The organism is Methylobacterium sp. WL116 (genome assembly GCF_008039455.1).
Taxonomy (GTDB): domain Bacteria; phylum Pseudomonadota; class Alphaproteobacteria; order Rhizobiales; family Beijerinckiaceae; genus Methylobacterium.
The window spans coordinates 1-9,773 of sequence record NZ_VRUV01000133.1; the positions used below are offsets into that span (position 1 = coordinate 1).

Annotated in this window: 11 protein-coding genes and 1 pseudogene; 9 read left to right on the forward strand and 3 right to left on the reverse strand. The window is 72.4% G+C overall.

The features are described from left to right. Positions 1 to 194: 194 nt before the first annotated feature. The 7 genes from FV223_RS12075 (at position 195) to FV223_RS12105 (ending at position 4,487) form a co-directional block, all read left to right on the forward strand. Positions 195 to 599, forward strand: a complete 405-nt coding sequence (locus FV223_RS12075) for a hypothetical protein (protein WP_147727278.1) — start codon at positions 195 to 197, stop codon at positions 597 to 599. Between the two features lie 106 nt (positions 600 to 705). Continuing rightward, positions 706 to 966 carry a hypothetical protein gene (locus FV223_RS12080; RefSeq protein WP_147727279.1) on the forward strand — a complete coding sequence of 87 codons (261 nt, stop codon included), beginning with the start codon at positions 706 to 708 and terminating at the stop codon, positions 964 to 966. A 112-nt stretch (positions 967 to 1,078) separates the two neighbouring features. After that, positions 1,079 to 1,501, forward strand: coding sequence for a DUF2934 domain-containing protein (locus FV223_RS12085; protein WP_147727280.1), 423 nt, complete (start codon positions 1,079 to 1,081; stop codon positions 1,499 to 1,501). 196 nt (positions 1,502 to 1,697) lie between these two features. After that, the gene (locus FV223_RS12090) at positions 1,698 to 3,014 is read left to right on the forward strand and encodes an MFS transporter (protein WP_147727281.1); all 1,317 of its coding nucleotides are present in this window, start codon (positions 1,698 to 1,700) and stop codon (positions 3,012 to 3,014) included. 116 nt (positions 3,015 to 3,130) lie between these two features. Beyond that, positions 3,131 to 3,421, forward strand: a complete 291-nt coding sequence (locus FV223_RS12095) for a hypothetical protein (protein WP_147727282.1) — start codon at positions 3,131 to 3,133, stop codon at positions 3,419 to 3,421. A gap of 4 nt (positions 3,422 to 3,425) precedes the next feature. Further along, positions 3,426 to 4,100, forward strand: a complete 675-nt coding sequence (locus tag FV223_RS12100) for an HAD family hydrolase (RefSeq protein ID WP_147727283.1) — start codon at positions 3,426 to 3,428, stop codon at positions 4,098 to 4,100. A gap of 177 nt (positions 4,101 to 4,277) precedes the next feature. Next, positions 4,278 to 4,487, forward strand: a complete 210-nt coding sequence (locus FV223_RS12105; protein ID WP_147727284.1) for a hypothetical protein — start codon at positions 4,278 to 4,280, stop codon at positions 4,485 to 4,487. A 155-nt stretch (positions 4,488 to 4,642) separates the two neighbouring features. Here the strand turns inward: FV223_RS12105 and FV223_RS12110 are convergent, their stop codons facing one another. The 3 genes from FV223_RS12110 to FV223_RS12120 form a co-directional block, all read right to left on the reverse strand. Continuing rightward, positions 4,643 to 4,954, reverse strand: coding sequence for a hypothetical protein (locus tag FV223_RS12110; RefSeq protein WP_147727285.1), 312 nt, complete (start codon positions 4,952 to 4,954; stop codon positions 4,643 to 4,645). Between the two features lie 129 nt (positions 4,955 to 5,083). Beyond that, positions 5,084 to 5,464: a DUF6481 family protein gene (locus tag FV223_RS12115; protein ID WP_147727286.1), complete on the reverse strand. Its 381-nt coding sequence runs from the start codon at positions 5,462 to 5,464 to the stop codon at positions 5,084 to 5,086. Between the two features lie 311 nt (positions 5,465 to 5,775). Continuing rightward, positions 5,776 to 5,985, reverse strand: a complete 210-nt coding sequence (locus tag FV223_RS12120; RefSeq protein ID WP_018043862.1) for a cold-shock protein — start codon at positions 5,983 to 5,985, stop codon at positions 5,776 to 5,778. 565 nt (positions 5,986 to 6,550) lie between these two features. Here FV223_RS12120 and FV223_RS12125 point away from each other — a divergent pair. Together FV223_RS12125 and FV223_RS12130 are read left to right on the forward strand one after the other, a co-directional pair. Then, positions 6,551 to 8,473: an autotransporter assembly complex family protein gene (locus tag FV223_RS12125; protein WP_147727287.1), complete on the forward strand. Its 1,923-nt coding sequence runs from the start codon at positions 6,551 to 6,553 to the stop codon at positions 8,471 to 8,473. Continuing rightward, a pseudogene (locus tag FV223_RS12130) lies at positions 8,473 to 9,773 on the forward strand (hypothetical protein); the annotation flags it as partial. The gene FV223_RS12125 and the pseudogene FV223_RS12130, both read left to right, overlap by 1 nt.

Genomic DNA, 9,773 nt, shown 5'->3' on the forward strand with positions numbered 1-9,773 from the left:
GCGCGTTCGCCCGGACCTTGCGCCGGTAGCCGGCGATGACCTTGGCGGTCGAGGCGCCGGACGCCATTATCAGCGCGGCTTCGCCCGCCGCCACGACCTTCTCGGTGACCATGCGCCGCGCTCGCTCCGGCCGAACCTTCCCCCGACGCGGCCGCCGGCCCCGCCGCGGACCCGACATCGACCCGAGGTGATCCATGACCCAAGCCCATCCGACCAGCGGCGCCGAGCCCGATGCCGCCTGCCCGGTCTCCCTGGAACTGCTCGGCGAGGTCTACCGGGCCGACGAGTACGACTTCCCCGAGATCGTCGCCGGCATCGCGCCGCTGAAGCGGGCACAGCTCGCCGCCTACCTCTACGGCAAGAGCCACATGCACCAGCTCGGCCTGAAGGTGGCCCGCGCCTGCGAGCGCGAGGACCTGATCCGGGTCGCCGGCGAGGTCGGATCGGTGATCCACGGGCAGGCGCACCTCAAGCCCGCGCCCGCCCCCGTCCCGGTGGTCGAGGCCGGCGCGCCCAAGCCGAAGAAGGTCAGCCTCGGCGGGCCTGCCAAGAAGATCAGCCTCGGCGGCTCGGCCGCCAAGGGCCGCAGCTTCGACTGAAGCCCCTCTTTCTCGTCGGGCCGGATACGGCACCGGTGCCGCGCGGAGGGAACCCGCGGCGCGCCGGTGCCGCTCGTCGCGCGCGCCTCGCCTGGAGTGTCAACGCATGTACGGTTCTTGGTTCAAGCTCGGGATGGACGCCACGATGCTGGCGTTCGAATCGCAGCAGGTGATCGGCATGCGGCTGATGATGCTCTCGGCGGGCGGGGCCGTCGGCCAGGCCGAGGCGCAGCGCATGGTCACCGAGAAGGTCGTGGCGGCGGGCGAAGCCGCGCTGATAATGGCGTCCGGCGCCTCGACCGCCAAGGTCATCGCCGGCTACCGGCGCAAGGTCCGGGCGAACGCGCTCCGCCTGTCGAAGCGCTGACGACCCCGCGCTGGCGCACGGATTCGCGCCGGCTTCGCACCGCAACACCCGTTAACCCTGCCTTAACCACCGGCTTTCATCGTTTCCCCGGGACAGCAACGGGAGACGAGACATGGACCTGATCGAGCACCGGGTGCGCGAGCGCGCCTACTACATCTGGGAGGACGAAGGCCGCATCCACGGCCGGGCGGACGCCCACTGGCTGCGCGCCGAAGCCGAGATCGCCGCGCCCGCGCCGATCCTGACGATCGAGGCCGTCGCCGAGACCAGCCTCGCCCCGAGCCCGGCCAAGACCCTGAAGCCCCGCGCCAGCCGCGCCAAGGCCATTGCGAAGCCCGCCGAGGCCGCCGCGAAGCCTGCCGCCAAGACCGCTGCCGGCAAGACCGCTGCCAGCAAGACCGCTGCCGCCAAGCCGGCCCCGAAGGCCGCGGCGTCCAAGATCGCGGCCCCCAAGGCTCCGAAGGCGCTCGCGGCCGCCAGCCTCGCCGCCAAGCCAAAAGCCGCCCGCGCCACGACCGGCGCCAGCCTGCACTGAGCCGCCGCCGAGGCCTCGAAACTCGACCGCAAGAGCCCGCCCCTCGACCGAGGGGCGGGCTCTTGCCGTTTCGAGGACCCGCTCGGCACCTTCCCGGATGCCCCCTTCCCGGATGGCCCCGGATGCGGGATACGCCGATCCTGCAGGCGCGAGGGACGGATCCCCGAATCTCCGTAAGCCAGGGGTTGTGGTTCGCATGCCAGACGCCGTGAGCGGGGCCGACGCGCCCGCATCCGCCAAGCCGTCGGTCCTGACCCACCTCGCGGATCGCCGCATCGTGGCGATGCTCGGGCTCGGCTTCAGCTCCGGGCTTCCGTTCCTGCTGGTCTACGTCACGCAGTCGGCGTGGCTGTCGGAGGCGAAGGTGCCGATCGGCATCCTCGGGCTGCTGAGCGAGCTGACGCTGGCCTACAAGTTCAAGTTCCTCTGGGCGCCGTTCCTCGACCGCTACGACGCCCCGATCCTCGGGCGCTGGCTCGGGCGGCGGCGCGGCTGGATCGTGGCGACGCAGCTCGGCGTGGCGCTGACGCTCGCCGGCATCGCCTTCGGCGACCCGGCCGACTTCCTCGCCTGGACGGTGGTGTTCTCGCTGGCGCTGGGATTCGCCGGCGCGACCCAGGACGTGGTGATCGACGGCTGGCGCATCACCGCGGTGGCGCCCGAGCGGCAGGCGCTGATGTCGTCCTTCGCCGAGGTCGGCTGGCGGGTCGGCAACCTCGCGGCGGGCGCCGGGGCGCTCTACCTCGCCGACGCCTACGGCTGGCGCGCCGCCTACCTGTGCATGGCCGTGCTGATGGCGCCCGGGATGATCGCGGCCCTGATCGCCCCCGAGCCGGAACCCGCCCGGCCCGCGACGCACGAGCGCGCCGGCTTCGTCGAGACCGTGGTCGCGCCGATCCGCGAGCTGGTGACGCGGCTCGGGCCGATGGCGGTGCCGATCCTCGTGATGGTCGCGGGCTTCCGCATGCCCGGCTACGTGTCGAGCGCGATGGCGATGCCGCTGTTCAAGAGCCTGCACTACTCCAACACCGACATCGCCACGGTGACCAAGCTGTTCGGCTTCGGCGTCGCGCTGGCCGGCACGTTCCTGGCGAGCTTCGTCGTGCCGCGGATCGGGATCCTCGCGAGCCTCGTCGCGGGCACCGTGTTCGGCTCGGCCTCGCACCTCGCGCTCGCCTACCTCGCGATCCACGGCGGTGACGGGGGAGCGGCGTTCTGGACCTTCGCGATCGCCGTCAGCGTCGACAGCTTCGCCTACGCCTTCGCCTCGATCGTGCTGATCACCTACATGTCGTCGCTGGCCGCGAGCGAGCACGCTGCCAGCCAGTACGCGCTGCTGACCTCGCTGTGCGCGCTCCCCGGCAGCCTGCTGGCCGGCGCCTCCGGCTTCATCATCGCCGATGTCGGCTTCGCCTGGTTCTTCGTCGGCACGGCGCTGATCGGCGTGCCGGTGGCGCTCCTGTGCGCCTATGTCTGGCACGTCCATCCGCGGACGGAGGCGCCGGCGGCGTGAGTCCGCGACGAGGGCCGTGGAACGGCGGCGAAGCTGTGCCGTTGTCCGACGAGAACCCTGCACCGGCCGGGATACGCGCGCGCCCCGCGCGCCGCCCTTTCCGACACGAGGACCCGATGACGCTCCGCACAGCCGGCCTTCTGCTCGCCCTGCTCGCCGTCCCGGCCGCCGCGCAGGCGCAGGTCTATCGCGACCGCGCGCCGGCTGGCCCGCTCGGCGAGACCGTGCCGATCACCGTCGGCGGCCGCGCGCCCTGGCAGCCGGCCTGGGCCTACGATTCCGGCGGCGACAACGACCGGCGGCCGGAGCTGCCCTATTACCAGCAGGGCCGCGGCCAGCAGACCGGCGGCCCCACGCGCAACCTGCTGCCCGACGACGGCCTGCGCCTCGTCCCGATCCCGCGCTGAGCCGATGAAAGCCGCGATCTTCGACATCGACGGGACGCTGCTCGACAGCGTCGACCTTCACGCGGAGGCCTGGGTCGAGGCCTTCCGCCACTTCGGCGTCGAGACCGACGTCGCCAAGGTCCGCAGCCAGATCGGCAAGGGCGGCGACGAGCTGATGCCGGTCTTCCTGTCGGAGGCGCAGCTGCGCGACCAGGGCGAGGCGATCGAGGCCTACCGCTCCGACCTGTTCAAGCGCGCCTACCGCGACCGGGTGAAGCCGTTCCCGGGCGTGCGCGCCCTGTTCGAGCGGATCCGCGCCGACGGCACGACGATCGCGCTGGCCTCCTCGGGCAAGCGCAGCGAGGTCGAGCACTACCAGGACGTGCTCGGCATCGCGGACCTCGTCGACGCGGCGACGAGCTCGGACGACGCCGAGCGCTCGAAGCCCCATCCCGACATCTTCGAGGCGGCGCTGAAGCGGCTCGAAGGCATCGACCGCGCCGAGATCGTGGTCCTGGGCGACACGCCCTACGATGCGCAGGCCGCCGGCAAGGCCGGGCTCGCCACCGTCGGCCTGCTGTGCGGCGGGTTCCCCGAAACCGACCTGAAGGCGGCCGGCTGCATCGCGATCTATCGCAGCCCACAGCACCTGCTCGAAGACTTCGAATCCTCGCCGCTGGCAAAGCGCAAGACGATCTGACGTCGAATCCGGTGCGCGCCCGCAATTGTCCCCGCAATCCTGGCATGCGTGTGGCCCGGATGCGACGCGGTCTCGCGCCGGCTACGGACAACGCAGGATAAGACTGGCGCGGGTGGCGCGAAAGGCGTAGCCACCCCGCCGGAACTTCCTGGGATCCTTCTAAGGACGGGGCGGATCATGCGTCAGACGGCCGAGACCAGCGTACAGACCTGGAATCCCTGCAGCGACAGGCCTCTCCACGAGCGGATCGCGGAGGCGGTCCAGGGCCGCGCCACGCCGATCAGCCAGCTCCTGCGCCTGATGTCGGCCCTCGACGCCGAGGGCAACGCCAACGAGAACCTGCGGCTTCAGCTGCGTGCCCGCATCGGCGCGCCGCTCAGCGTCTGAGGCCGACCCGCCCCGATGGGGGTGAGGCGTCGACGACGGTCCCGGCGATGCGCCCGCCGCCGGGGTGAGCCGAAGCAGGACGGCTGCCGGCGCCTCCCCGCATCTCGGCGCGACGCATCGACCGACCCGCAGGCCGTCATCCTGACTTCAGCTCCTCAAGGCTGAACCCAGAGGCAGGCCGGCTCGCCCTTCACCGCGAGGCATTCGAACGGCGCGCCGCCGATCATCGCGCGGTGCTCGACCGCGCCGACGTCGGCGCGCCGGATCGCCTTGCAGCCGGGCCGGCTGCCGGCCTGGGCGAGGGCGGCGGCGCGGTCGGGGGCGGCGGTCGTAAGGAGGCGGAGCGACACGAGGGTATCGCAGGCCGCGACCCGATCGTCCGGCTGCGCGAGCGCGGGGGTGACGAGCATCGCGGCCAGCCCGATGCCGGCCCGGCACGCACGCCGTCGGAAATGCCGCTCGATCATGTTTCCTCTTCGGCGGTCTGCGGACAGGCGGGACGGCCGCGCGAGGCGCGAAGGTCCGGAAGAAACGGCAACGCCGTCCGCGGCGGGCGGACGGCGCTGTCTGGCGGCCGATACGACGCGGCGTCCGCGTCAGCGCTTGGTCTTCACCTTGGCCTTGCGGGCGGCATAGCGGGCGTCGCGGAGTTCCTTCTTCGCGGCGAGCTCGGCGGCCTTGCGCTCCTGCAACGCCGCGGCCTCGGCGGCCTCGCGGGCGATTTGGGCGGCGAGCTCGGCCTCCTCGCGGGCGCGCTTCTCTTCCGCGGCCTGCTTCTCGGCGGCGATGCGGGCGGCTTCGCGCTCGCGGAGACGGGTCTCGCGGGCCTGGACGAGCTCGGCCCGGGCCTTAGCCTTGGCGATCATCTCGGGGTCGTCGGCCGGGGGGCGCGCCTTGAACTTGGCGAGCAGGGCAGCCTTGGCGGCTGCGGAATTCTGGCGGCGGTCGTCGAAATTACGATAGTCGAATGCGCTCATCTGACCTTTCTCGTACGGTGTCTCACTTCGGGTTTCGGGAGCGTCCGCGACGGATCAATCCGCGGGACGGGGCCGGGGGAACGGGCCCTTCAGCAAATCGGATTCGGCAAGCCTGATTCCGCCTCGCGGCGAATCGAAAAAGCCAATGACCGACGGATGGGCGGCGTGCAACCTGAGCTGCATTCGGAAATCGCCGCGATGGGTGACAATCGTCGTCGCGCCGTCGCAAATCCAGGGACAGATGCGGATATGCCGCAGCGGGACGATCGACGCCCCCGGACCGCTCCGTCCGGAGGCGTCGCTGTCGCGGATCAGGCCGCCTGGAGGTTTCCGGCCGACTGCTTGCCGGTGCGCCGGTCGTTCTCGATCTCGTAGGAGAGCTTCTGGCCCTCGATCAGGTTGCGCATGCCGGCGCGCTCGACGGCGGAGATGTGGACGAACACGTCCTTGCCGCCGTCATCCGGCTGGATGAAGCCGTAACCCTTGGTCTCGTTGAACCATTTCACGGTGCCCGTGCTCATGGCGCCTACCTCCGTCGTATCGATGTGTTGAGCCTGCCGGCCCGAGCGGCTGTCCACGCGCGGGGGTGGGCGAAGCAGGTTGGATGTCGAGATGGAATGTCAGTCGAAGCGACGCCCTTGCAAGTGGCTAAAGGGACAGCGGGCGGAGCAACCCGGCGGCGGCCGGCAAGCATCGACGCACGCTGGAGTTAGGTCGCGGCCTGCCGTCTGACAAGAGTCCGGCCGACAGTCCCGGCGCCGCCCCCTGCGAAGCCCGCCGAAGGTTGCCGCAGCCGGCCCGGCCGTCTAGGTTCGGCCCGGTGCGCGATGGGGTCCGGACGGAGGGTCCGGCGCCCGATCACCCCGGATCCGGCTCGGGCGGGGGACCACCGGCAGCGGCCTTCCTTAAGGCCTGCTCCGGCATGATCGGCATCGCGACGAGGGGGGACTTCGAGATGAGCGCGACGGAATTTCCGCACGCCGCGGACGTGCAGCGGACGGCCGGCCCCTGCGCGTGACGCGACGGAACCCGGATCGCGCCACCACCGTCCCGCGCGGCCGCAACGGCGCCTTCGCCGGCGCCGTCATGGCCGCCGGCCTGTCCCTGGCCGCCTCGCCGGCCGCGGCCTTCGACCTGTTCGGGTTGTTCGGCTCCGAGGAGGAGCCCCTGGCGCCGAGCGCCACCGCGCTGCCCTACGCGCTGAAGATCCAGGGCACCGACGATTCCGACCTGGAGAAGACGCTGGAGGACACCTCGACCCTCCACCGCCTGCGCCGCGAGCCGCCGCCGGACGGGGAAGGGCTGGTGCGCCGCGCCGAGGCCGACCTGCGGCGCCTGCCCGACGCGCTCTCCGGCTACGGCTACTACGCGGGCCGTGTCACCGTCCGGATCGAGGAGGTGGTGCTCGGCGGCGAGGCCTCGCTGATCGCCGCCGCGCGGGCGGCGGATGCCGAGCGCGCCCGCACCCTGGTCCCGGTCCGCATCGCGGTCGATGCCGGGCCGCTCTACACCCTGCGCACCGTCACCGTACGCGACCCGCAAGGCGCCGCCTTCCCCGAGGAGGTGCTGCCGAAGCGCTTCACCCGCGTCGACGACGAGACGCCGGCGCGCTCCAGCCTCGTGCTCGCCCGCGAGGCGAAGATCGTCGACCGCTTCCGCGAGCGCGGCCACCCCTTCGCCAAGGTGGTGTCGCGCGATCCCGTCGTGGACGACGCCGCCCACGTCATGGACGTGACCTTCACCGTCGATCCCGGCCCGCAGGCCGGCCTCGGCGCGGTCACGGTCCGCGGCACGAAGGACATCGACCCGGCGGTGGTGCGCTCCTTCATCGACGCGGAGCCGGGCGACCCGTACTCGCCGAAGGCGCTCACCGACATGCGCCGGGCGCTGGTGAAGGTCGAGGGCCTCGGCTCGGTGCGGGTGCGCGAGGGCGAGGCGCTGGATGCGCAGGGCAACCTGCCGATCTTCGTCGACGTGACCGAGCGCGACCGCAACCTGATCGGCGTCTCGGCCCGCTACTCCACCGTCGACGGCCCCGGCATCCGCGCGACCTACGCCAACCGCAACCTGTTCGGCGGCGGCGAGACGATCCGGCTCGACGCCGACCTGTTCTACCTCGGCAACGATCTCTACGCCACGCAGCGCAAGCTCGCCGGCATCGAGTCGAACGGGCTCGGCGGGCGCCTGTCCGCCACCTTCGTGAAGCCGGCGCTCTGGGGCACCCGCAACGACCTGATCGCCAACCTGTTCGCGGGTCGCGAGGCGCAGCAGAGCTACGTCGCGGACGCCGCCGGCGGGACGCTCGGCGTCCGCCACCGCTTCTCGGACACGTTCTACGCGCAGGTCGGCGTCGAGGGGCAGGCGGGCCGCGCCCAGGACGCGCTCGGCAAGGTCGATTACCGCCTGGTCGGCATCCCGGTCTCGGTGTCCTACGATTCGACCGACAACCTGCTGGACCCGACCAGGGGCGTCCGGCTGACGGCCTCGGCGACGCCCTATGCCGGCTTCCTCGGCTCCGATCCGTCGATCTTCGTCGCCAAGGCGCAGGGCTCGACCTACTACGCCCTGGACGAGGACGCGCGGTACATCCTCGCCGGCCGCCTCGGCTTCGGCTCGATCTCCGGCGCGAGCCTGGAGGACATCCCGGCCAACATCCGCTTCTTCGCCGGCGGCGGCGGCTCGGTGCGCGGCTTCCCCTATCGCACGCTCGGCCCGCGCGGGCCGTTCAACCTGCCGGTCGGCGGCCGAAGCCTGCTGGAAGCCTCGTTCGAGGCCCGGATCAAGGTCACCGACACGATCGGCGTGGTGCCGTTCTTCGATGCGGGCACGGCGTTCGCCGGCTCGCTCCCCGACTTCGACGAGCGCATCCGCACCGCGGTGGGCCTCGGGCTTCGCTACTACACCGGCATAGGCCCGATCCGCGTCGACGTCGCATTCCCCCTCGACCGGATCAAGGGCAACCACGAGCGCCCGGTCGCCCTCTACATCAGCCTCGGGCAGTCGTTCTGATGGGGATACGGGATCGGTTCGCGCGCGTTCTCCCTCCCCCCGCAGGGGGGGGAGGGATCCGCGTCGCCGTCGCGATCCTGCTCGTCCTCGGCCTCGCCGCGCCCGCGGCCGTCACCCAGGCCGCCGACGAGGCCGAGAAGACCATGCTCGGCGGGCTGCTGTCGCGCGCGCTCTCCACCCCGTCGTCGCGCGTCGCCATCGGCGCGGTCGACGGCGCCCTCTCGTCGGACGCCACGATCCGCGACGTGGCGATCAGCGACCGCGACGGGGTCTGGCTGAAGCTCGACCGGGCGCGCATCGTCTGGCGCCGCCTCGCGCTGCTCTCCGGCCGGCTCGAGGTCGACACCCTCGAGGTCGGCCGGCTCGACGTGCTGCGGCGCCCGGTGCCCTCCGCCGTCGCCGCGACGCCAGAGCCCGACGGCACCCTGCTGCCGGACCTGCCGGTCAAGGTCGAGATCAAGGACTTCTCGCTCGCCGAGCTCGTCCTCGGCGAAGGGCTCGCCGGGCAGCCGGCGCGGCTCTCGGCCAAGGGCCGGGCGAAGCTCGGCGCGCCGTCCGAAGGGCTCGACCTCGACGCGGCGGTGCAGCGCCAGGATGCCGGCGGCCGGTTCGGCCTCAAGCTGCTGTTCGTGCCGCACGGCGAGCGCCTGGAGCTGAAGGCGACCCTGAACGAGCCGGCCGGCGGCCTGCTCTCCAGGGGCCTGAACATGCCCGGCGCCCCGCCTGTCGACCTCGACCTCGACGGCCGCGGGACGCTGGACGCCTGGAACGCCCGCCTCGACTTCTCCGCCGGCGAGACCATCGGCGCCCAGGGCGGCGCCCGGATCTCGCGGGTCGGGGCCGAGCGGCGCCTCGCCCTCGACCTCGCCGCGCGCATCGAGGGCCTGCTTCCAGGCCCGGCCGCGGCGGTGTTCTCCGGCACGACCAAGCTCGACGGCGCCCTCGGGTTTTCCGATGGCGGCGCGCTCAGGATCGACCGGCTCGAGCTGACCTCGCGGACCGCCCGCCTCGACGCGCGCGGCACCCTGGACGTGGCACGGAACGCCGACTTCACCCTCCAGGCCCGCGCCGTGCCGACCGAGGGCGGGGTGACCCGGGCCGCCGACAGCGAGCTCAAGACCCTGGTGTTCGACGGTAGCCTGAAAGGCCCGCTCGCCCGGCCGCACGTGGCGGGCAGCCTGAAGGCCGCCGGCCTGCGCACCCGGGACAGCGCCCTGGACCTCGTCGAAGCCCGGCTCGCGGCCGAGCCCACCGCGGCCGACCGCTTCGACCTCAGCGCCGACGCCCGGGTCGAGGGGCT